We start from the raw sequence: 21,663 nt of genomic DNA, 5'->3' as shown, positions 1-21,663 counted from the left end.
GAAGCCCGGGATTGCTCCCGGGCTTTTTGTTTTCAGATGAGCCCCTCACCCTGCAGGAACGGATTGGTCTGCCGTTCATGACCGATGGTGCTCATGGGGCCATGGCCACAGATGAAAGCGATGTCGTCGCCGAGCGGCAGCAGCTTGTCCCTGATCGAGCGGATCAGCGCCTTGCCGTCACCACCGGGAAGATCCACGCGGCCGACGGAGCCCTGGAAGATCACATCGCCGACGATGGCGAAGCGTTCCGCCTTCGACACCAGCACGACGCTGCCCGGCGAATGGCCGGGGCAGTGCAGGACGTCGAGAGTGAGATCCCCAACCGTCACCGTATCGCCTTCATTGAGCCAGCGGTCCGGCGTGACCGGGCGCGCAGGGATCCCATAAGCCTGTCCCTGCTCCGCCAACCGCTGAAGCAGGAAGTCATCCGCCTCGTGGGGGCCTTCGATCTTAACCCCAAGCTCCTCGCGCAGCTCTGCCGCACCTGCCGCATGATCGATATGGCCATGGGTGAGAATGATCTTCTCGACGCTCACGCCGCTTTGGGCGATGGCATCCTGGATGCGCTCGATATCGCCGCCAGGATCAATGACGGCCGCCTTTTTGGTCTTCTCGCACCACAATAACGTGCAATTCTGCTGGAACGGCGTGACGGGAATGATGGCGGCGCGAACATTGGGCACAGGCTGATCCTCTCATTGTCCGAGGAACACATATGATCGGCAGGCTTTTCTGGAAAGCCTGGAATATGGAGCGGCCTTCCATTGACCTCGCGTGAAGCCCGTTCACATAGTCCCTCATCGATTCGCATTGGGAGAATGAGCATGGAAACCAGGGCCGCCGTCGCATGGGAGGCTGGCAAGCCGCTCACCATCGAGACCATCCGCATCGAGGGCCCCAAGGCGGGCGAGGTTCTGGTGGAAGTGATGGCGACGGGCGTCTGCCACACGGACGCCTATACGCTGTCGGGCCTCGATTCCGAGGGCAAGTTTCCGGCCATTCTCGGTCATGAGGGTGCGGGCATCGTGCGCGAGGTCGGCCCCGGCGTGACGACGCTGAAGCCTGGCGATCACGTGATCCCGCTCTACACGCCCGAATGCCGCAACTGCAAGTCCTGCCTGTCGCGCCGCACCAATCTCTGCACCGCGATCCGCGCCACGCAGGGCCAGGGCCTGATGCCCGACGGCACGAGCCGCTTCCGCTGTGATGGCGAGACCGTGTTCCACTACATGGGCTGCTCGACATTCGCGAATTTCACGGTGCTGCCGGAAATCGCGCTCGCGAAAGTTCGCGAGGACGCGCCCTTCGACAAGATCTGCTACATCGGCTGCGGCGTCACCACCGGCATCGGCGCAGTGATCTACACGGCGAAGGTGTGGCCCGGCGCGAATGTGGTGGTGTTCGGTCTCGGCGGCATCGGCCTCAACGTGATCCAGGGCGCTCGCATGGTGGGCGCGGACAAGATCATCGGCGTCGACATCAATCCGGCCAAGCGCGCCATGGCCGAGAAGTTCGGCATGACCGACTTCATCAACCCGAAGGAAGTCGGCAACGACAAGGTCGTGCAGGCGATCATCGATCTCACCGGCGGCGGCGCGGATTTCTCGTTCGACGCAACCGGCAACACGGATGTGATGCGCCAGGCGCTCGAATGCTGCCATCGCGGCTGGGGCGAGAGCATCATTATCGGCGTGGCGGAAGCGGGCAAGGAGATCGCGACGCGTCCCTTCCAGCTCGTCACCGGCCGGGTGTGGAAGGGTACGGCCTTCGGTGGCGCGCGCGGACGCACGGACGTGCCGAAGATCGTGGACTGGTACATGGAGGGCAAGATCAACATCGACGATCTGATCACCCACAAAATGCCGCTGGAGGAGATCAACACCGCCTTCGACCTCATGCATGAAGGCAAGTCGATCCGCTCGGTGATCGTCTACTGATCGGTGACACGCATGAGCTTCGAGGTCGTCTCGCAATCGCGCTGCTTTAACGGTACACAGTTCGTCTATCGCCACATCTCGCAGGAGACAGGCACGCCCATGCGCCTTGCAGCCTACATTCCGCCGCAGGCCGCAAAGGGCAAGGTGCCGGTGGTGTGGTTCCTCTCCGGACTCACCTGCACGGAAGAGAACTTCACCGTCAAAGCAGGCGCGCAACGTATCGCCTCGGAGCTCGGCCTCATCCTCATCGCGCCGGATACGAGCCCGCGCGGTGAGGGCGTGCCGGATGATCCGGAGGGTGCCTATGACTTCGGCCTCGGCGCAGGCTTCTATGTTGATGCCACGCAGGAGCCCTGGGCGAAGAATTATCGCATGCGCTCCTATATCGAGCGCGAACTGCCGACGCTGATTGCCGAGAACCTGCCGGCCGACATGGAGCGGCAGGGCATCACCGGCCACTCCATGGGCGGGCATGGCGCGCTCACGATTGCACTCCGCAATCCAGGGCGCTTCAAGGCCGTCTCTGCCTTTGCACCGATCTCTTCCCCCATGCACTGCCCCTGGGGCGAGAAAGCGCTGTCCAACTATATCGGCGCCGACCGGTCCGCCTGGCGCGAATACGATACCGGTGCGCTCATCGAGAGCGGCGCCCGTGTGCCCGATATCCTTGTCGATCAGGGAACCGCAGACAGCTTCCTGGACAGCCAGCTGAAGCCGCAGCTCCTGGAAGAGGCGTGCGTCAAGGCCGGGCAACCCCTCACCCTGCGCCGCCAAGAAGGCTACGATCATTCCTACTTCTTCATCGCCAGCTTCATCGAGGATCACCTGCGCTGGCATGCCCAGCGCCTTGCTTAAAGCCTGCCGAAGACCTGCGGATGCTTCATCTGAAGCGCCTGCACGAGGATCATGGTCTTCATGTCGGCGATGGTGTTGGAGGCCATGAGGCCGGCAAGTTCCTCGAAGCTCACTTCCAGCACCTCGATGTCCTCGTGCTCGTGCGCAAGCCCGCCGCCTTCGCCAACCCGGTCAGCCTCGGTGTAGGGCGCAAGGAAGAGGTGCAGCCGCTCCGTGGTGATCCCGGGTGCCGACCAGAAATGGCCCACGGGCTCCAGGCGATCGACCCGGATGCCCGCCTCCTCCATGGTCTCGCGCCGGGCGCAAATTTCAGGCTCATCCCCGTCGAGCAAGCCCGCTACTGCCTCCAGAAAATCCGGGTGCCCCTCGATATGCATCACAGGCGCGCGGAACTGCCGGACGAGGATCACCTTGCGCCGTTCCAGATCGTAAGGCAGCACGGCAGCGGCATCGCCGCTGTTGAGGACCTCGCGGGTCATGGTCCGCCCGTCCGGCATCTGGACGGTCATTTTGAGAATCTTGCGCCATCCCTCATAGACGGTATCGATCTGCTTGATCCGGTAGGCTGTCACGTCCGGTCCTCTCCTGTTTGCGGGCCCCATCCTGCAGACAACACATGAAACGCTCAAGTTATCCATCGCCTTTTGAGCCCGGCAGCCGAGTTCAAACGTTATGGAGAGGGGTTCGTCACGAGGAGCGTTTCAAGTGCTGGAAGATCTGGTCGGGGCCATCAAAAAGCGTCAGGCCATTCTCTTTGCCGGGGCGGGCGTATCGATGACCGTGGGGCTGCCCTCCTGGAGCACCTTGATCGAGCATATCGCCGAGGAGCTCGACATCGATCTGTCGAAGTTCAACGGAAATGACCTCAACTACCTGACGCTCGCCGAGTTCTACCGGATCAGGCAGGGCAGCATCGGGCCCCTGCGCAGCTGGATGGACCGGCACTGGACGCTGCCGGAAGAGAAGCTGAAGAAATCCAGGGTCCACGAGCTGATCTGCAGGCTCGACTTTCCCATCATCTACACGACGAATTTCGACCGGAACCTGGAAACCGCCTTCGACCTTCAGGACAAGGATTACGTGAAGATCGTCAACGCCAAGGATATCGCCCGCATCCGCGAAGGCGTGCCGCAAATCGTGAAGTACCATGGCGATTTCGACGACGACGATTCCATCGTGATTGCCGAAACCGATTATCTCGATCGCCTGTCCTTCGAATCCCCACTCGACATCAAGTTCCGCTCGGACGCTTTAGGAAAAACCATCCTGTTCATCGGCTACAGCATGACGGATCTCAACATTCGCTTCCTGCTGCACCGGCTCTGGAAGACCTGGGCCGGATCGGGCTACGAGCGCGACCGGCCGCAATCCTTCGTCTTCATGCTGCGCCCAAATCCAGTGGAGCATGCGGTACTGGAGCAATGGGGGCTTCGCGTTCTCATGGAAAAGGACTGCCCGCCCGAGAAAGCGCTCGAGACCTTTCTGGCCAAGCTCTGCAAGGCGGTCGAGCAGGAGGAGGAAGGCGTCTGATTTTGCATCCTCGGCCTCGTGTGCCAATGTGGCGCCTCTTTGGACCACCTGATTTCCAAGCAGATTCATGGCTAGTACGACCAAACGCCGTCTTTCGCTGACCGCTATCCTGACCGACGGGCGCATCGCGCTCATGCTGCCCTTGGGCTTCTCCTCGGGCCTGCCCTTCCTGCTCGTGTTCAGCACGCTTTCCACATGGCTCAGGGAAGCCGGCATCTCGCTCACGATCATCGGCCTCATGAGTTGGGTGGGCCTGGCCTATTCCTTCAAGTTCCTCTGGGCACCCATCGTCGACCGCTATGACGTTCCGGTTCTGGCGCGCGTGCTGGGCCGCCGCCGTGGCTGGATGGCGCTGGCGCAGTTCGGCGTGATGGCAGGCCTCGTCGGTATGGCCGTGACGGGGCCGCAGGTCAGCATACCGCTGACCATCATCTCCGCCGTCATGATCGCCTTCTTCTCGGCAACGCAGGATGTGGTGATCGACGGCTGGCGCATCGATGCCGCTCCCACGGAGCGACAGGGCATGATGGCGGCAAGCCTCCAGCTCGGCTATCGCCTGGCGCTGCTCTGCGCGGGCGCGGGCGCGCTCTACATCGCCGAGCTTGTGAACTGGCCTGCTGCCTATCTTTCCATGGCCGCGCTCATGGGCGTGGGCCTTGTGGGCACGCTGCTCGCGCCGCGCATCGACGAGGTCCGGGTCCGCAAGAATCCTCCCTTCGCCCAGGCCATCATCGAGCCTCTGGCCGATCTCTTCCAGCGCAAGCGGAAGATGCTGATCCCGATCCTGGCGCTGATCGCCTGCTATCGCCTGCCCGACTTCATGGCGGGCATCATGGCCAACCCGCTCTACATCGATCTCGGCTTCTCGAAGGCCGACATCGCCAATATCTCAAAGCTCTATGGCGTGTGGATCGGCATCATCGGCGCCTTCGCCGGCGGTCTCGCGCTCACGCGTCTCGGCCTCTGGTGGAGCCTTTTGATCGGTGCGGCGATCGCGGCCGGATCGAACGTGATGTTCTCCTGGCTCGCGGCCGGCAATGCCACCCTCACGGGACTCACCCTCACCATCAGCATCGACAACTTCGCCCAAGGTTTCGCGGGCGCGGCGCTCGTCGCCTACATGTCGGGCCTCACCTCACCGGGATTCGCAGCCACCCAATACGCGCTTCTGAGTTCACTCTACGCGCTGCCCGGAAAGCTCATCGGCGGCGCCTCCGGCGCCGTGGTGGATGCCTATGGCTATCCGGTTCTTTTCACCGGCACGGCGGCGCTCGGTATCCCGCTCGTGATCCTCTGCCTCATCGTGCGGCGGGATACGCTGGAGACGGTGCGGCAAAAGGAAGAAGCGGAAGCGCAAGAGGCTTCCGCTCCAATGGCTGCGGGATCGCGGGCTTAGCAACGGGCGTCATCCCCGGATCAAGTCCGGGGACGGCCATGACGAGCTGAGTGTCAGGAAGGCTTAGCTCGCGCCCGGCCCCGGCGTTGCACCAAGCGGGCACTTGCCGAGGATGATCATGCCGAGCACTTCGTCCTGCGTGACGTCCTGCACGTTTGCGGAGCCCACGAGCTTGCCGTTCTTCATCACGCTCACGCGGTCGGCGAGGCCGAACACGTCGTGGATGTCGTGGCTGATGAGGAAGATGCCGATGCCTTCCTTCTTCAGCTGCAGCACGAGATCGGCCACCTGCTGCGTCTCGGCGGGTCCGAGAGCCGCGGTGGGCTCGTCCATGATCAGCACGCGCGCATTGAAATAGATCGCGCGCGCAATGGCCACCGACTGACGCTGACCGCCGGAGAGCGCCTTTACGGGTTCCTTGAAGCGGCGGAAATGCGGATTGAGGCGCGCCATCACCTTGCGCGTTTCGGCCTCCATCGTCGCATCGTCGAGAGTGCCGTAAGGCGTGAGCACTTCACGACCGAGGAAGATGTTGCCCGCCGCGTCAATGTTATCGGCGAGCGCCAGCGTCTGGTAGATCGTCTCGATGCCGTAGCGTTTGGCGTCGCGAGGCGTGGAGATGTCGGCATGCTCGCCGTTCACGTAGATCTCGCCCGCATCAGGCTTGTAGGCGCCGGAGAGAATCTTGATGAGCGTCGACTTGCCTGCGCCATTGTGGCCGAGCAGACCCACCACCTCACCGGGACGCAGGTCGATGGACACGTCGTCCACGGCCTTGATGCCGCCGAAGGCGATGGAGATGTTGCGCATTTCGACGAGAGGCGTCGTTTCATTCTGTTGCATGATACGCTCCCCTCTTACTTGATTCGGCGGCGATAGAGGCCGTCGACCCACACCGCCAGCACGAGCACTGCGCCGACGACGATGTTCTGCAGGGGCGTATCGACGCCGAGCAGCACCATGCCCGATTGCAGCGACTGCATGACGAGGGCACCCAGCATCGCACCCGCGATGGTGCCGATGCCACCCGCAAGCGACGTGCCGCCGATCACGGCGGAGGCGATCACGTAAAGCTCATCGAGCGTGCCGGCCGCATTGGTCGCAGCGTTCAAGCGCGCGGTCGAGATGCAGGCCGAGATGCCGCAGAGCAGGCCCATGAGGCCGAACACCTTCATCAGCGTCCAGCGCGTGTTGATGCCTGACAGCTCCGCCGCTTCCGGATTGCCGCCGATGGCGAAGACATAGCGGCCGAAGCGACGGCGCGTGGCGATGAAGGTCATCACGAGTCCGACCACGACGGCGATCAGCACCGGCAGTGCGACGCCATGCGGAATGAACAGGCCGCCTTCAGGCCAGGCGATGCCTTGTGCCTCCGCCCAGCGGCGAGCCGTGCCTGCCGGCAATGGATAGGCATTGGCGATGGCTGCTGCCGCGAGCACCGCGCCGCAGGTGACGGCGGCAATCACTGCGTCCGCCCAGCCGGGACGCACCGGGAATCCGAAGCTCAGACGACGGCGGCGCGAAAGCCCGAGCCCGACAACGATGAGACCGCAGGCGATGGCCGCAATGACCCAGGTGGTCGTCGCACCGAGTGCACCTTCTACGCCACCACCGAAGGCCTTGAAGCGCGTATCCATGGGCGCAATGGTCTGACCCGCGGTGACCCACCAGGCCGCACCACGCCATACGAGAAGACCGCCGAGCGTCACGATGAAGGAGGGAATGCCGAGATAGGCAATGAGCCAGCCCTGGAAGAGACCGATCGCTCCGCCGATGATGATCGCGAGCAACACCACGAGCGGCGCGGTGAGTGGGTGTTCGAGTCCGAGATAGGAGGGCAGCCACTGCACCTGTGCAACGCCGATGATCATGCCGACGACGCCGAGGATGGCCCCGACGGAAAGGTCGATATTGCGCGTGACGATCACGAGCACCATGCCCGTCGCCATGATCGCAACGGAGGCTGTTTGAACCGAGAGATTCCAGAGATTGCGCGGGGTGAGAAAAACGCCACCCGACAAGAGATCGAAACCAATCCAGATCACGGCAAGCGCTGCGAGCATGCCGAGCATGCGGACGTCGATCTCAAGCTTTGACAGAAACGAGCCGGAAGCGGTGCTCGGCGGCGGCGCGGTTGTGGAAACAGGGGCGTTCATGGCGTCACGCGGAAATAAGTTCAACGACAAATACCCTTCCCGGCAGCGAGGCGGCTGCCGGGAAGGGTCATTTCAAGACAAGGCCAATCTTAGTTGCAGGCCTTCACGGAACCTGCCTTCACGCCCTGGCAGACGACTTCCTTGGAGGCCCAGCCTGCGTTGATGACCACGTCGAGGTTGTCCTTCGTGATCGCGACGGGGGTGAGGAAGAGAGCCGTCATGTTCTGCTTCTTCGGGCCCAGGTTCCAGGGCTTCGCCCCCTGGATTTCGGTGAGCTTCTTGCCGCCGGCGAGCTGCATCGCGATTTCGGCGGCGTTGCGGCCGAGCTCGCGGGCATCCTTGAACACGGTCACGGTCTGCGTGCCGAGCGCGACGCGGTTGAGGGCCGCCTTGTCCGCATCCTGACCGGACACCGGCACGGAGCCTGCAAGGCCCTGAGCCGCGAGGGCCGCGATCGCGCCGCCCGCGGTGCCGTCATTGGCGGCGACCACCGCATCGACCTTGTTGTTGTTCTTGGTGAGGAACTGCTCCATGTTCCGCTGCGCATTGGCGGGGAGCCAGCCGTCCGTATAGGCCTCGCCCACGTTCTTGATCTTGCCGGCATCCATGGCGGGTTTGAGTACTTCCATCGCGCCCTGGAACAGGAAGTTGGCGTTCGGATCGGCGCCCGAGCCCTTGATGAACACGTAGTTGCCCTCGGGCTTCACCTTGAACACCTCGCGCGCCTGCAGACGACCCACCTCGACATTGTCGAACGTGAGATAGAAGGCCTGCGGGATTTCGATGAGGCGGTCATAGCCCACCACCGCGATGCCTTCGGCCACGGCCTTCTCGACCGCCGGGCGGACTGCGTCCGCATCCTGGGCCAGCACGATCAGCGCCTTGGCGCCGCGGGCGATGAGGCTTTCGATATCGGTCAGCTGCTTGGCGGGCGAGGACTGAGCATCCGCCGAGACATAGGTGCCGCCAGCCTTCTCGATGGCGGCTTTGATAGCGGCTTCGTCGGTCTTCCAGCGCTCTTCCTGGAAATTCGACCAGCTCACGCCGATGACCGGACCTTTGCCCTGGGCGAAGGCCGCGGTAGCAGACAAGGCCAGGGCGGCAAAGCTGATGAGAGCGTGCTTCTTGAACGACATTGGTTTCCTCCTGGGCCAGGCTTTCCCTCCAAGGCCCTGTGCTCATGGCAGGCTGTCTCTTCCAGCCGGATCGACAGACGTGGCTCACGCTGCCATGCTTTATTTTTCGAGCGGGGAAATAATTACCCTAACTAATCCCACCTTCAAGCGGCAAAGCTCTCAGTATTTGGTTGAATATCCCTTTTATCCGCAGATCATTTATTCGTTACGTGAATAAATAGGTGTCATGACCCTCCTTCCTCTCTCCCCTCGCGAAACGGCCCGGCGGCGCCTTCTGGACGCTTTGCGCCGGGAAGGCCCCATGGCGCGGGTCGAGATCGGCCAGCATCTCGGCATGAGTCCGGCCAGCGTCTCGGAGCTCACGGCAAGCCTGCTGGACGATGGCATTCTGGTGACGGAAGACACGGGGGATCAGAGCTCGGGCCTCATCCGGGGCCGCCCCAAGGTGCGCCTGTTCTTCGCCGATTCGTTGGGCTCCGTGATCGGCGTCTGGACCGGTTTCAACCGCATCGAGCTCAGACTCGTGGACAGTGCCGGCCGCAACCGGGCGAGCCGCCATATCGAGCGGCCACTGCGGAGCCTTGGGGCCGGGGAGCTGATGGATGTTCTGACGGAGACTATCACCACCTTCGCGAAAGATACCGGGGCGGCCGACGTCAAGGCCATTGGCCTTGCCTGCCAGGGCTATGTGGACACGCGGGACGGGATCGTGGCCTGGAGCCCGGTCCTCGGCACTCGCGACCTGCCCCTCGCGGCAGGCTTGAGCGAACGGCTCGGGAAACCCGTCCTTATCGAGAACGATGCCAGCGCCATGGCCTTCGCCATTGCCCAGCGCAATCCCGATTTCCGGTCAGGGCGCACCGCCTGCCTGATGGTCGGTGACGGCGTCGGCATGGGCTTTCTCATCCAGGGCGAGCTTTATCGCGGCGCGCGCTTCGGCGGCAGCGAGTTCGGCCATGTGCGGCTTCGCCGGAGCGGGCCGCAATGCCGCTGCGGCGGGCGCGGCTGCATCGAGGCCTATCTCGCCGATTATGCCCTGCATCGGGATGCTCAGCTCATCGACCACCGCCCCGCCCCGACCCTGCTTCTGCCGGGCGAGGAAGCCATGAACGGTATCGTGGAGCAGGCCCGTGCGGGCGATCCCGCCCTTCTCAACCTCTTCCACGAGGCAGGCGAGGTTCTGGGCGATGCCGTGTCCATCCTGATCCAGACGCTGGAGCCCGACCATATCGTGATCTGCGGCCCCGGCACGCGGGCCATGGATCTCTTGCGCCCCTCCTTCGAGGCAGCCCTCGAATCGCAGACCATCCCGGAATTGAGGGCCCTTGCCGCTGTCCACGTGGTGAAATCCTCCCTCGACCTTCTCACCGAGGGTGTCGTGATGCAGGCCCTGCGGGAGCTCGATCTCGACCTCGCGCGCCTCAAGGCGGCCTAGCACCTCGTGCGGAACCGGAGATTCGCGTCAGCGACCACCCGAAGGGCCGCATCAGCGAAAAGGGAACCCGGTTTTGCGCCTGAAACGATGCGCCCTCTAAACCAGCCGACGGGATAGCCATCGGCCTCTAAAAACACTATCTCTTGCTGGCTGATTTCCTCCACGAACGAGACCCATGGCTTCTTCCCGTCCCGTCCAAGCCGGCGACCACATTTTCCTCGTCGACGGCTCCTCCTTCATCTTCCGGGCCTACTTCCAGTCCATGAACCAGGACCAGAAGTACAATTCCCGCAGCTCGGACGGCATGCCGACGGGGGCTGTGCGCCTGTTCGTGTCCAAGCTCCTGCAGTTCATGCGCGACGGCGCGGCGGGCCTGAAGCCCACGCATCTCGCCATCGTGCTCGACAAGTCCGAGGGCTCGTTCCGCAAGGAACTCTACGAGGATTACAAGGGCCACCGCCCGGATGCGCCGGAGGACCTGAAGGTCCAGATGCCGCTGATGCGCGAAGCGATCCGCGCCTTCGGCCTGGAGCCCGTGGAACTTCAGCGCTACGAGGCGGACGATCTGATTGCCACCTATACGCAGCAGGCCAAGGCGCGCGGCGCGGACGTGCTCATCATCTCCTCCGACAAGGACCTGATGCAGCTCGTCGGTCCCAAGGTGTGCTTCTACGACTTCGAATCCGGCTCCAAGGGCAAGCCCGGCTACCGGCCCGAGCGCAATCTCGACGAAGCCGCGGTCATCGAGAAATGGGAGGGCATTCCGCCGGAAAAGATCGGCGATGTTCTCGCGCTCATGGGCGACACTTCCGACAACGTTCCGGGCGTGCCTGGCATCGGCTTGAAGACGGCGGCACAGCTCATCAAGGAATACGGTGATCTCGAAACGCTGCTGGAGCGCGCGAACGAGATCAAGCAGCCGAAACGCCGCGAGACGCTGATCAACAACGCGGAATCGGCGCGTCTTTCCAAGAAGCTCGTGACGCTCGATTGCGATGCACCGGTGCCCGTATCGCTCGATGACTTGAGCGTACCGGAGCCTGATCCGAAGACGCTCATCGGTTTTTTAAAAGCGATGGAGTTCAACACGCTCACGCGCCGCGTGGCGGAACTCTACGATGCCGATCCCGCCGCCATCGATCCGGACCCGCGCCTGATGCCCGGCGGCGAGGCGATCAAGTGGGAGCGCAACGGAGGATTTGAGGGATCGATGCCTGAGCCTCCGCTCTTCGAGAAGGGCGAAGCAGTCTCAAGCGATGTCGATCCTTTCGCAGGTCTCGACCTGCCGGAGACAGGCGCAGCGCGTAAGCCCATCGAGGGCATCGGCACGCCTTCGCAACTCGCCGGAAAGCGCGCGACGGAGGCGGCGTCGATTCCGTTTGATGTGTCTTCCTATGAGACCGTCACCAGTCTCGACCGATTGAAGGAATGGGTCGCCCAGGCGCAGGCCCAGGGCTATGTCGCGGTCGATACGGAGACGAGCGATCTCGATGCGAACCGCGCCGATCTCGTGGGCTTCTCGCTGGCATTGGAGCCCGGCAAGGCCTGCTATGTGCCGCTACAGCACCGCGACGAATCCGATCTCTTCGGCGGGGGTCTCGTGAAGGGCCAGATCCCGGTCACCGATGCGCTCGATGCCGTTCGGCCGATGCTGGAAGATGCGTCGGTTCTAAAGGTAGGCCAGAACCTGAAATACGACTGGATCGTGTTCAAGCGCCACAACATCGACGTGCGCCCCGTCGACGACACGATGCTGATCTCCTACGTGCTCGATGCCGGAAAAGGCTCGCACGGCATGGACGAATTGGCCCGCCGCCATCTCGGCCATGCACCGATCAGCTTCTCGGACGTGGCGGGCACGGGCCGGAACAAGGTGACCTTCGACAAGGTCGAGATTTCGAAGGCAACGGCCTATGCGGCGGAGGATGCGGATGTCACGCTGCGTCTCTGGCAGATCCTCAAGCCACGGCTCATCGCCGAGCATCGCGCCACCGTCTATGAGACGCTGGAGCGTCCCCTCGTCGATGTGATCGCGCGCATGGAGATGCGCGGCATCCTGGTGGACCGGCAGATTCTGAGCCGCCTGTCCGGCGATTTCTCGCAGACGCTCGCGCGCCTCGAAGACGAGATCCACGAGATGGCGGGCGAGAAATTCGCGCTCGGCTCCCCGAAGCAGATCGGCGACATTCTTTTCGGCAAGATGGGCCTGCCCGGCGCGAAGAAGACGCCATCCGGCCAATGGGCAACGCCCGCGACGCTGCTCGATGAACTGGCGCAGGCCGGTCACGAGCTGCCCGCGAAGATCCTCGAATGGCGTCAGCTCTCGAAGCTGAAATCCACCTACACGGATACGCTGCAGGAGCACATGCACCCCGAGACGAAGCGGGTGCACACCTCGTTCTCGCTGGCTGCGACCACGACGGGACGGCTCTCCTCGTCCGATCCGAACCTGCAGAACATCCCGATCCGCACGGAAGCAGGCCGCAAGATCCGCACGGCCTTCATCGCGCCGCCCGGACACAAGATCATCTCGGCCGACTACAGCCAGATCGAGCTTCGCATCCTCGCGCATATCGCCGACATCCCGCAGCTGCAGGAGGCCTTCGCGAACGGCGTCGACATTCACGCGGCGACGGCCTCCGCCATGTTCGGCGTGCCGCTCGACCGGATGACGCCCGACCTGCGCCGTCAGGCGAAGACCATCAATTTCGGCATCATCTACGGCATCTCGGCCTTCGGTCTTGCCACGCGTCTCGGCATTCCGAACGCGGAAGCCTCGACCTTCATCAAGCAGTATTTCGAGCGTTTCCCCGGCATCCGCACCTATATCGACGAGACGAAGAAGGCCTGTAAGGACAAGGGCTTTGTGACCACGCTCTTCGGGCGCGTGTGCCATTACCCGCAGATCCGCTCGAGCAATCCGTCCGAGCGTGCGGGCGTGGAGCGCCAGGCCATCAACGCACCGATCCAGGGCACCGCCGCCGATATCATCCGGCGCGCCATGATCCGCATGGAGGATGCGCTCAAAGCAGAACGCCTCTCGGCCCGCATGCTGCTGCAGGTGCACGACGAACTGGTGTTCGAAGCCCCCGACGACGAGGTGGAGGCCACGCTGCCGGTGATCTCCCGCGTGATGACGGAAGCCCCCTTCCCCGCCGTATCGCTGAAGGTGCCGCTCGCCGTCGAAGCGCGAGCCGCGCAGAATTGGGACGAGGCGCATTAGCGCCTCGCGCGGAGAACGGGATCCACTTTCGGGTCCGATGCTTGAGAGTGCCTAACGAATACCCTTCATCTTGAGGAGCAGCCCCACGGCTGCTCCTCAGAGGCTGGCCCATGAGGGGCGGCCCCCTTTCTCCTGCCTCGCACGGGGGAGGCAGGCCAAGTCTCACGAGTGAGCGAACCCAAGGATGATGGATCAGGCTCTAAGGATGAGGCTCAGAACGGATTAGTCAGGAGCTCTAAGGCGCATGGGCTTCGTCCCAGCCGAATCGTTTCTGAAGCTTGCCCATGCGCCCGCCGGAATCATCCTCTGCACTGAGCAAACGGCCTGTTCCTTTAGATCATGTGTTCCAGCGCACGGCCCAGCTTCGCCCATTGGCATATTGCTGCATCGTCGCACCAATGGGACTTTTCGATGCCATTGCAAAGGCTTATCCGGACTAGGGCGTTCAGATTGAACGTTAAGGCAACCTTCCCCTACGGTCGTACCTCTCTAAACGGAGAGTTGTGACCCTTTATCCCCGTCTATATAGCCTCGTGCTCAAGTTGCTTCGATGATTTCGCGGCCTCGAATGCTTCATGCGCTGTGATCATTACGGCAACATTCGAAGAAATATATCGAGCATCATTCACCCGTTAAGCAATCCATCGGCGACCATGGCCGCCGAAAGCTTCCGTGCGCCTCGTCCCGAGAGCATCGCTCGATGGTTCAGCCGCGCCGTACACCCCCCTTCCGCTTCCAGGAGAGCCAGATGACATTCAAGATTTGGGGCACAGAGAACTCCGTCCGCCTTGGAAACAGCCTCGACAGAGACGCCATCATCATGCTGCCGAACGGCGGCTATGTGGTGACTTGGCGTGAGAACCAGAAGATCAACTTCCAGCTCTATGACGGCAACGGCGTCAAGTCGGGCGACGTTCACTTCGTAACGTCGGACCTCTCTCAGCAATTCTCGGATGTTTTTGCCTACGATGCGGATGGCGGTTTCGTTATCACCTGGACCGAGACCAATGCTGAGAATCAGCGCGACCTCCGGAGCCAGAAGTTCAACTTCGACGGCTCTGCCAACGGTACGGCTTCGACGCTGAGCACCACGAGCGTGGACGGCGCGCAGATGAGCGCCAACAATCAGGGAGGTTGGGCGACCGCCTATGTCGATAGCGGAGAGGATAGCGGAGGGCTCAAGCTGGTCCAGTATGACTCGAGCGGTACGCCGGGCACCCCGGTCCTCGTCTCTTCTGCCTCCGGTGCGACAAATCCGGATGTGACCTGGCTCGGTGGGACCACGCATGTCGTGTCCTACCGTTCGCAGGCCGCGAACAGCGGCATCTCCTTCAGAATCGTCAACGGCAGCAGCGTCGGAGCTGCGATCGGGATTTCCAACGCCACGGGTGCCGACGTGGTGGCCCTGAAGGATCCCGCCACTGGACTTCCCAACGGGAACTTTGCCGTCATCATCGACAAGGGGACGGTCGGGATCGAAGCTCGCTTCTACAATTCGGCGGGCACTCCTCTTAAGGACACGAACGGCAACGACATCATTACCAGCATCGGCGGAGCTAAGCCGAACTCCGACTTCGACTGCGTCAGCATCACGGCGCTGAAGGGCGGTGGCTTTGCTGTCGCCTATATCGCCGAGGACGGGGGGGACTTTGGCGACGTGTTCGTACGCGTGATCGATGCGAACGGCGTTGCCGGGAACCCCATCAAGGTCAATGCACGGGCCGGTGTTGATAGTTTCGGCTCTCAGAGAGATCCGCATATCTCTGAAATGGCCGACGGCCGTCTCTCCGTGTCCTGGCATGACCCAACTCTGGGGAGTGGTCTGATTTCCGCGACCATCGTCGATCTTCGCACCAGCAAGGTCACGGTCACCGGCACCACGCATAACGACGTCTATGCCGCGTCGGAATTTGAGGGCGACACCTTGGATGGTGGCGACGGCATCGACACGCTGACCTTCAAGGAGAGCACGGACGGTGTTGGTGTAGATCTAGCAGCCGGGAACGGCATCGGTGGCATCGCCACGGGCGACACCTACAAGAACTTCGAGAACATTATCGGTTCCCGGTTTAATGACAGCCTGTCTGGCAATGCTCTGTCCAATACCATTCAAGGCGGGGCCGGCAACGACACTCTGAACGGCGTCGCCGGTGCGGACCGCCTGGAGGGCGGCACCGGCAACGATCTCTACTATGTCCACGATGCCGGTGATCGCGTGGTGGAAACCTCGACTGGTGGCACGATAGACATCGTCCTCACCAGCGTCAGCTACACCCTCGCCAATTACGTGGAGCGTCTCTACGCCTCCGGCTCTGCGGCGATCAATCTGACCGGCAACTCGCTCTCGAACGTGATCAAGGGCAATGCCGGCAGCAACAAGATCTACGGCGGAGCCGGCAATGACGTGCTCTATGGCGGCACCGGCACCGGGCGCGACATCTTCGTGTTCGACAAGACACCGAGCAGCACCTCCAACAGGGACCGGATCGTGGACTGGAACAGGGCCTACGACACGATCCAACTGGAGAACGCCGTGTTCAAGAAGCTGACCAAGACCGGCACGCTCAGCTCGAGCTTCTTCAAGATCAGCAGCAAGGCGCTCGATGCCAACGACTATATCGGCTACGACAAGGCGACCGGTAACCTGTGGTACGATTCCAACGGCAACGCCTCGGGCGGTCAGGTGGTGTTCGCCAATATCGGCGCAAAACAAGGCCATCGCTTATAACGACTTCGTCGTTATCTAATCGAACCGCAGTTTCGATAGCGAGATGGAAGGCGCCCCTTTCGGGGCGCTTTTTTCTTGACGTGTAGTCCATGCAGCCACTCCGCCATGATGCGGATGGATGGAAAGGCACCAGCGCATCGTGCGGACCCGAAGGGCCGCGTCAGCGAAAATTGGACCCGGTTTTTCGCGCGAACGATGCGCTGCTCCAGGAAGGAGCATCGGATCGAATCCCAAAAGTGGAATCCACTTTTCTCGTCCGATGCTCTAGGGCGATTGTCGGAAGAACGCTTTTGACATCGAAAGCTGGAGCGCCATCCTTCTCACACTCTTTGCGGCTGAGAAGCGGAGCTTTCCATGTCCTATGAACTCTACTACTGGCCCACGATCCAGGGACGCGGCGAGTTCGTCAGGCTGGCCCTGGAGGAGGCGGGAGCCGATTACATCGACGTGGCGCGGGAGTCGGAAGGCCTCGCCGTGATGTTAAGGTTGATGGACCACGCCGATCATCCGCCTTTCGCGCCGCCTTTCCTGAAGGACGGCGACACGATCATCGGCCAAACGGCGGCGATCCTTCTTTACCTTGGCGCGAGGCACGATCTTGCGCCGAAGGACCCGGCAGGCGGGCTATGGACGCATCAGATCCAGCTCACCATCACCGATTTCATCGCGGAAGCGCACGACACGCATCATCCGGTCGCAGCAAGCCTCTACTATGAGGACCAGAAGGCGGAGGCCCTCAGGCGATCCGCCGAGTTTCGCAAGAACCGGATTCCGAAATTTCTGGACTGGTTCGAGACGATCCTGGCCCGCAATCCCGCCAGTGATGCGCAGCTCGTCGGCAACAGGCTCACCTATGTGGACCTTTCCCTGTTCCAGATGGTCGAAGGATTGTCCTACGCCTTTCCCAAGGCCATGAAGCGAGTCCTGAAGGACGTGCCGCGCGTCGCGGCCCTGCACGAGGCTGTCGCTCGACGGCCGCGCATGAAGGCTTACCTCGCAAGTCCCCGCCGCATTCCCTTCAACGAGGAGGGAATCTTCCGGCACTATCCGGAACTGGATAGTTAACCGCCATTGGCAACGATCTATTAAGATGCCAATGGCGATGTAGAGTCTTATGCAGGCATGACGGCTGCTGCCGGGACCCATCTGATGAACTCCGCGGGCGCTTTCTGCGCATCGTGAGTTGATGCCGCAGTGAAGACACGGAAGGGTCAAAGCGAGCCGGGCCATGCGCGTATTCGGATGATGCGAGGAGCCGACGATGATTGAGGGAACGGAAACCGTTGCGACCCGCCTCTGGCGTGATCGGGTGCAATTGCGGGAGCAGGAGCGCGATGAGGCTCAGGCCCGTCTGCGGATCGCCGAGGAAAAGGTTTCGATCCTCATGGCCGAGAATGACCGTCTCGCCGCGGAAAACGCCCGCCTGCGCGCCCTTCTCAATCCGGATGCGGACAGCACTCAGACCCAGGCCGAGACGCAGATGCAGATGAAGGCGCTTAAAGACGCCCTGCTGCCGCTGCTGTCGGGCGGAAGCGGATCCCTGAACTGAAGGTCAGGATTTTAAGCCGCGAGCTGCGCCATGGCTTCGTTGAGGCAGTGCACGGCCACATTGCCGCCAGCCCGCGCCACGAGGCTGCAGCCTTTCGGCACCTCGCGCCAGCCCTTGGTCTTGTCGTCGATGGGCTCGGAGACCACGAGCAGGTTGCCCTTTTCCTCGCGGAAATAGAGCGTCGGCGGTTTGGCGTCGCAGGCCCAGCGATAGGCCCAGAGATTCTCGCCATCGGTGAAGGCGGCGGTAAAGCGCAAGGCCTCTTCGATCCCGGCCTCTTCCATGAGGCCTCGAATCTGCTTGAGGGTACGGGCCATGGCGGTCACGGGCTCGTCTGCAAGCCCCTTGGCAAGCGCCACGAGGAAGATCGCCTCCGAATCCGTCGTGCCCTGCCGGCGATCGTAGAGCTCGTCCGGGATCATGGCCTCGATCTTGCGCTTGATGCGCGCATAACCGCCGATCTGACCATTATGCATGAAGAGATAACGGCCGTGGGAGAAGGGATGGCAGTTCGCCCGGGTGGTGGAAGTGCCGGTCGAGGCGCGCACATGGGCGAAGAAGAGGCCGGAGCGCACCTGCTCGCAGAGGCTCCTCAGGTTCTCGTCCGACCAGGCGGGGCGCACCTCGCGATAGATGCCGGGCTCCTTGCGCTCGCCGTACCAGCCGATGCCGAACCCGTCGCCGTTCGTCTCCGTCTTGGCCTCGGTCGCGTGAAGCGACTGGTGGACCAGCGAATGGGCCGGAGCACAGACGAGTTCATCGAGGAAGATCGGCTCTCCCCGGTAGGCAAGAAAGCGGCACATCGACTCCACAACCCCAGGCGCGGCAAAGCTCGTGTAATGATGTTGTAGTCTCTTTTACTTAAGGTGAACAGCCGGTTAACGCTCGCGCCGTTGCGAGGACGAGCCCCTTCCCTTAAACCGTGTCCACAAGATCACAGATGCGCCGGAGCCGGCGAGGGGGGACACAAGACCATGCTTCGCATCTCAAGCGCGGCGCTCGCCGCCACTCTGATTGTGCTGCCGCAAGCCGCCTTCGCTGCCGAGCTCGACGGCGCCACCTTAAGCCCCCTCTGGGCGCTGCCCTTTGCCGGCATCCTGCTCTCCATCGCCCTCTTCCCGCTGCTGGCGCCCCATACGTGGGAGCATCACCAGGGCAAGATCGCGGCTCTCTGGGGCTTGCTGGTGCTCGTGCCCATGGCGGCCATCCTTGGTCCGTCCACGGCGCTCCAGGCGCTCGTCCATACGGCGCTTCTCGAATACATCCCCTTCATCCTGCTGCTGCTCGCGCTGTTCACGGTCGCCGGCGGCGTCCTGGTGCGCGGCAACCTGCATGGCTCGCCGGGCACGAACACAATGCTGCTTGCTATCGGCGCGGCGCTTGCGAGCTTCATCGGCACCACCGGCGCATCCATGGTGATGATCCGCCCGGTGCTGCGCGCCAATGACGACCGAAAGCATAATGTCCATGTGGTCGTCTTCTTCATCTTCCTGGTGTCGAATATCGGCGGCTCGCTCACGCCGCTCGGCGACCCGCCGCTCTTCCTCGGCTTCCTGCGCGGCGTCGACTTCTTCTGGACCACCACGCATCTCCTCCCCGAGACGTTGTTCGTCAGCGCTATCCTGCTCGCCTTGTTCTTCGCGGTCGATACGGTGATCTACAGGAAGGAAGGCCATATCAAGCCTGACCCGACGCCCGACAATCCGGTGCGGGTGACGGGCGGCATCAACTTCCTGCTGATCTTCATCATCATCACGGCGATTCTCATGAGCGCCACCACTGATCTCGGCCGCGTGACGGTGCTGGGCTCGGAGATCGAGCTGGCGAACGCCCTGCGCGATGCCATCATGGTCGGCGTGACAATCATCTCGTTGAAGGCCACGCCGAAGGCGAACCGCGCGGAGAACGGCTTCTCCTGGGGGCCGATCCAGGAAGTGGCGAAGCTCTTTGCCGGCATCTTCATCGCCATTATCCCGGTGCTTGCGATGCTCAAGGCCGGCCCGAACGGTGCATTCGCGCCTCTCGTGGCCCTGGTGACGAACCCGGACGGCACCGCCAACAACGCCGCTTATTTCTGGCTTTCCGGCGGCCTGTCGTCGTTCCTCGACAACGCGCCGACCTACCTCGTGTTCTTCGAGCTCGCCGGCGGCAATCCGCAGGCTCTCATGACCACGGGCGCGCTGACGCTCGCCGCCGTTTCGGCCGGCTCCGTGTTCATGGGCGCGAACTCCTATATCGGGAATGCCCCCAACTTCATGGTCTATGCGATCGCCCGCGAGAAGGGCGTGAAGATGCCGAGCTTCTTCGGCTATCTTCTCTGGTCCGGCGGCATCCTCGTGCCGACCTTCCTGCTGGCGACGCTGCTGTTCTTCAGGGCTTGATTGAACCGTGTCATCCCGGATGCCTGCAAGGCGATCCGGGATCGTTTTCAAAAAACTTGATGTCATCCCCGGCCTTGTGCCGGTGATGACGATCCGAGAGGCAAAGCGCTTTTCCATATCGGGATGGCCGGGACAGATCCCCGGATCAAGTCCGGGGACGGCCATGACCAGGGAGAGCTTGCCCGTCCGCTACGTTCCGTCTGGGATGCCATGTCTCTTCAGGCGCTCAATCGCTCCGCCACATCCTCCGCGATCGACAGGCACGAGGTCAGCCCCGGGCTCTCGATGCCGAAGAGATGAACGAGACCGACAAGCCCATGCTCGCCCGGTCCATCGATCATGAAATCGGCCGCCTTCTCGCCGGGGCCCGTGAGCTTCGGGCGGATGCCTGAATAATCCGGCACAAGCGCACCATCCGGCAGGCCCGGCCAATAGCGGCGGATGGAGGCGTAGAAGCTTTCCGCACGATGGGGATCGACTTCATAGACCTCGTGATCGACCCACTCCACATCGGGACCGAAACGCATGCGCCCGCTAAGGTCGAGCGTCACATGCGTGCCCAAGCCGCCATCCACGGGCGCGGGATAGATCAGGCGCGAGAAGGTGGGCTTGCCGAGGCCGCCGAAGTAATTGCCCTTGGCGAGCACGAGAGGCGGTACGCGCTCTTGGGCATAACCTTCCGTTGCCCGTGCAAGCGCCTGCGCACTTAAGCCTGCCGCATTGATCACCGCATCGACTGCGATTTCAGTTGGCTCCGCGCCGCCGACATGCACGTTCCATCCCGTTCCGTTTTGCACGATCCGTTCGACGGGCGCGTGAAAGGCGATCATGCCGCCTGCGGATTCGAGATCGCCCTGCAGCGCCAGCATCAGCGCGTGGCTGTCAATGATTCCGGTTTCGCGCGAGAGCACCGCACCGGTGCAGAAGAGGTTCGACTCGAGCGCTCTTGCCTCTTCGCCCGTGAGGTAGGAAAGCCCCTCCACGTCATTGGCGATGCCTTGCTCGTAGATGCCTTCGATCTTCGCCTGTTCAAGATCGTTCGTCGCGACAATGAGTTTGCCGCATTTCCTGTGCGGTACGCCGTGGCTCTCGCAGAACGCATAGAGCATGCGGCGCCCATTCACGCAGTGGCGCGCACGAAGAGAATCTGTCGGATAATACATGCCCGCATGGATCACCTCGCTGTTGCGCGAGGATACGCCGTTGCCGATGCCGCCGGTTTTCTCGGCCACGATGACGCTGTGGCCGCGCAAAGCGAAATCACGAGCGATCGCCAATCCAACAACGCCGGCGCCGGTGACGAGAACATCCATGCCTGTATCCCCAACGCGAAGCGG

The 21,663-nt window shown here is 62.4% G+C and carries 17 protein-coding genes; 10 read left to right on the top strand and 7 right to left on the bottom strand.

Features of this window, described 5'->3' with window-relative positions; genetic code table 11:
- Positions 1-32: 32 nt before the first annotated feature.
- Positions 33-683, bottom strand: a complete 651-nt coding sequence (locus tag AA309_RS06605) for an MBL fold metallo-hydrolase (RefSeq protein WP_047188156.1) — start codon at positions 681-683, stop codon at positions 33-35.
- Positions 684-824: 141 nt separating this feature from the next.
- On the opposite strand from AA309_RS06605, the gene AA309_RS06600 reads away from it, so the two are divergent.
- Both AA309_RS06600 and fghA read left to right on the top strand, forming a co-directional pair.
- Complete coding sequence (locus AA309_RS06600) at positions 825-1,937, top strand: S-(hydroxymethyl)glutathione dehydrogenase/class III alcohol dehydrogenase (protein WP_047188155.1); 1,113 nt, start codon at positions 825-827, stop codon at positions 1,935-1,937.
- A 12-nt stretch (positions 1,938-1,949) separates the two neighbouring features.
- A complete protein-coding gene (gene fghA, locus AA309_RS06595; RefSeq protein WP_047188154.1) occupies positions 1,950-2,792 on the top strand; it encodes an S-formylglutathione hydrolase in 843 nt (280 codons plus the stop codon).
- Here the strand turns inward: fghA and AA309_RS06590 are convergent.
- Positions 2,789-3,364, bottom strand: a complete 576-nt coding sequence (locus AA309_RS06590; protein WP_052954511.1) for an NUDIX domain-containing protein — start codon at positions 3,362-3,364, stop codon at positions 2,789-2,791. The genes fghA and AA309_RS06590 overlap by 4 nt on opposite strands.
- A 100-nt stretch (positions 3,365-3,464) precedes the next feature.
- Between AA309_RS06590 and AA309_RS06585 the strand changes: the two genes are divergently transcribed.
- Complete coding sequence (locus tag AA309_RS06585) at positions 3,465-4,322, top strand: SIR2 family NAD-dependent protein deacylase (protein ID WP_047188152.1); 858 nt, start codon at positions 3,465-3,467, stop codon at positions 4,320-4,322.
- 67 nt (positions 4,323-4,389) lie between these two features.
- On the top strand, positions 4,390-5,718 hold the full coding sequence (locus AA309_RS06580; RefSeq protein ID WP_047188151.1) for an AmpG family muropeptide MFS transporter: 1,329 nt from the start codon (positions 4,390-4,392) through the stop codon (positions 5,716-5,718).
- A gap of 63 nt (positions 5,719-5,781) precedes the next feature.
- On the opposite strand, the gene AA309_RS06575 is transcribed toward AA309_RS06580, so the two are convergent.
- From AA309_RS06575 to xylF, 3 genes are all read right to left on the bottom strand, one after another.
- Positions 5,782-6,561 carry an ATP-binding cassette domain-containing protein gene (locus AA309_RS06575; protein WP_047188150.1) on the bottom strand — a complete coding sequence of 260 codons (780 nt, stop codon included), beginning with the start codon at positions 6,559-6,561 and terminating at the stop codon, positions 5,782-5,784.
- 14 nt (positions 6,562-6,575) lie between these two features.
- Positions 6,576-7,874, bottom strand: a complete 1,299-nt coding sequence (locus tag AA309_RS06570) for a sugar ABC transporter permease (protein ID WP_047188149.1) — start codon at positions 7,872-7,874, stop codon at positions 6,576-6,578.
- An 89-nt stretch (positions 7,875-7,963) separates the two neighbouring features.
- Positions 7,964-9,010, bottom strand: a complete 1,047-nt coding sequence (gene xylF, locus AA309_RS06565; RefSeq protein ID WP_047188148.1) for a D-xylose ABC transporter substrate-binding protein — start codon at positions 9,008-9,010, stop codon at positions 7,964-7,966.
- A gap of 226 nt (positions 9,011-9,236) precedes the next feature.
- Between xylF and AA309_RS06560 the strand changes: the two genes are divergently transcribed.
- The 5 genes from AA309_RS06560 to AA309_RS06540 all read left to right on the top strand — a co-directional run bounded on the left by AA309_RS06560 (position 9,237) and on the right by AA309_RS06540 (position 17,945).
- Positions 9,237-10,445 carry an ROK family protein gene (locus tag AA309_RS06560; protein ID WP_047188147.1) on the top strand — a complete coding sequence of 403 codons (1,209 nt, stop codon included), beginning with the start codon at positions 9,237-9,239 and terminating at the stop codon, positions 10,443-10,445.
- A 175-nt stretch (positions 10,446-10,620) separates the two neighbouring features.
- Positions 10,621-13,668: a DNA polymerase I gene (polA, locus tag AA309_RS06555; protein ID WP_047188146.1), complete on the top strand. Its 3,048-nt coding sequence runs from the start codon at positions 10,621-10,623 to the stop codon at positions 13,666-13,668.
- 748 nt (positions 13,669-14,416) lie between these two features.
- Positions 14,417-16,396: a calcium-binding protein gene (locus tag AA309_RS31730; RefSeq protein WP_052954510.1), complete on the top strand. Its 1,980-nt coding sequence runs from the start codon at positions 14,417-14,419 to the stop codon at positions 16,394-16,396.
- Between the two features lie 354 nt (positions 16,397-16,750).
- On the top strand, positions 16,751-17,461 hold the full coding sequence (locus tag AA309_RS06545) for a glutathione S-transferase (RefSeq protein WP_047188145.1): 711 nt from the start codon (positions 16,751-16,753) through the stop codon (positions 17,459-17,461).
- Positions 17,462-17,657: 196 nt separating this feature from the next.
- Positions 17,658-17,945: a hypothetical protein gene (locus tag AA309_RS06540; RefSeq protein WP_047188144.1), complete on the top strand. Its 288-nt coding sequence runs from the start codon at positions 17,658-17,660 to the stop codon at positions 17,943-17,945.
- Positions 17,946-17,956: 11 nt separating this feature from the next.
- On the opposite strand, the gene AA309_RS06535 is transcribed toward AA309_RS06540, so the two are convergent.
- On the bottom strand, positions 17,957-18,748 hold the full coding sequence (locus AA309_RS06535) for a class II glutamine amidotransferase (protein WP_047188143.1): 792 nt from the start codon (positions 18,746-18,748) through the stop codon (positions 17,957-17,959).
- 171 nt (positions 18,749-18,919) lie between these two features.
- On the opposite strand from AA309_RS06535, the gene AA309_RS06530 reads away from it, so the two are divergent.
- Entirely contained in the window at positions 18,920-20,326 is a 1,407-nt protein-coding gene (locus AA309_RS06530) for a sodium:proton antiporter (protein ID WP_047188142.1), read from the top strand.
- A gap of 218 nt (positions 20,327-20,544) precedes the next feature.
- On the opposite strand, the gene AA309_RS06525 is transcribed toward AA309_RS06530, so the two are convergent.
- Positions 20,545-21,639 (bottom strand): NAD(P)/FAD-dependent oxidoreductase, encoded by a 1,095-nt coding sequence (locus tag AA309_RS06525; RefSeq protein ID WP_047188141.1) that lies wholly within the window; start codon positions 21,637-21,639, stop codon positions 20,545-20,547.
- Between the last annotated feature and the right edge of the window lie 24 nt (positions 21,640-21,663).

The sequence above is a fragment of the Microvirga vignae genome, assembly GCF_001017175.1.
GTDB lineage: Bacteria > Pseudomonadota > Alphaproteobacteria > Rhizobiales > Beijerinckiaceae > Microvirga > Microvirga vignae.
This window is presented reverse-complemented; position numbering and strand designations above follow the sequence as displayed.

Coding starts and splice junctions, on each gene's coding strand:
- xylF (WP_047188148.1), bottom strand. CDS start 9,010: ATGTCGTTCAAGAAGCACGCTCTCATCAGCTTTGCCGCCCTGGCCTTG.
- AA309_RS06535 (WP_047188143.1), bottom strand. CDS start 18,748: ATGTGCCGCTTTCTTGCCTACCGGGGAGAGCCGATCTTCCTCGATGAA.
- AA309_RS06585 (WP_047188152.1), top strand. CDS start 3,465: ATGGAGAGGGGTTCGTCACGAGGAGCGTTTCAAGTGCTGGAAGATCTG.
- AA309_RS06600 (WP_047188155.1), top strand. CDS start 825: ATGGAAACCAGGGCCGCCGTCGCATGGGAGGCTGGCAAGCCGCTCACC.
- AA309_RS06525 (WP_047188141.1), bottom strand. CDS start 21,639: ATGGATGTTCTCGTCACCGGCGCCGGCGTTGTTGGATTGGCGATCGCT.
- AA309_RS06580 (WP_047188151.1), top strand. CDS start 4,390: ATGGCTAGTACGACCAAACGCCGTCTTTCGCTGACCGCTATCCTGACC.
- AA309_RS31730 (WP_052954510.1), top strand. CDS start 14,417: ATGACATTCAAGATTTGGGGCACAGAGAACTCCGTCCGCCTTGGAAAC.
- AA309_RS06560 (WP_047188147.1), top strand. CDS start 9,237: ATGACCCTCCTTCCTCTCTCCCCTCGCGAAACGGCCCGGCGGCGCCTT.
- AA309_RS06545 (WP_047188145.1), top strand. CDS start 16,751: ATGTCCTATGAACTCTACTACTGGCCCACGATCCAGGGACGCGGCGAG.
- AA309_RS06530 (WP_047188142.1), top strand. CDS start 18,920: ATGCTTCGCATCTCAAGCGCGGCGCTCGCCGCCACTCTGATTGTGCTG.
- fghA (WP_047188154.1), top strand. CDS start 1,950: ATGAGCTTCGAGGTCGTCTCGCAATCGCGCTGCTTTAACGGTACACAG.
- AA309_RS06540 (WP_047188144.1), top strand. CDS start 17,658: ATGATTGAGGGAACGGAAACCGTTGCGACCCGCCTCTGGCGTGATCGG.
- polA (WP_047188146.1), top strand. CDS start 10,621: ATGGCTTCTTCCCGTCCCGTCCAAGCCGGCGACCACATTTTCCTCGTC.
- AA309_RS06570 (WP_047188149.1), bottom strand. CDS start 7,874: ATGAACGCCCCTGTTTCCACAACCGCGCCGCCGCCGAGCACCGCTTCC.
- AA309_RS06575 (WP_047188150.1), bottom strand. CDS start 6,561: ATGCAACAGAATGAAACGACGCCTCTCGTCGAAATGCGCAACATCTCC.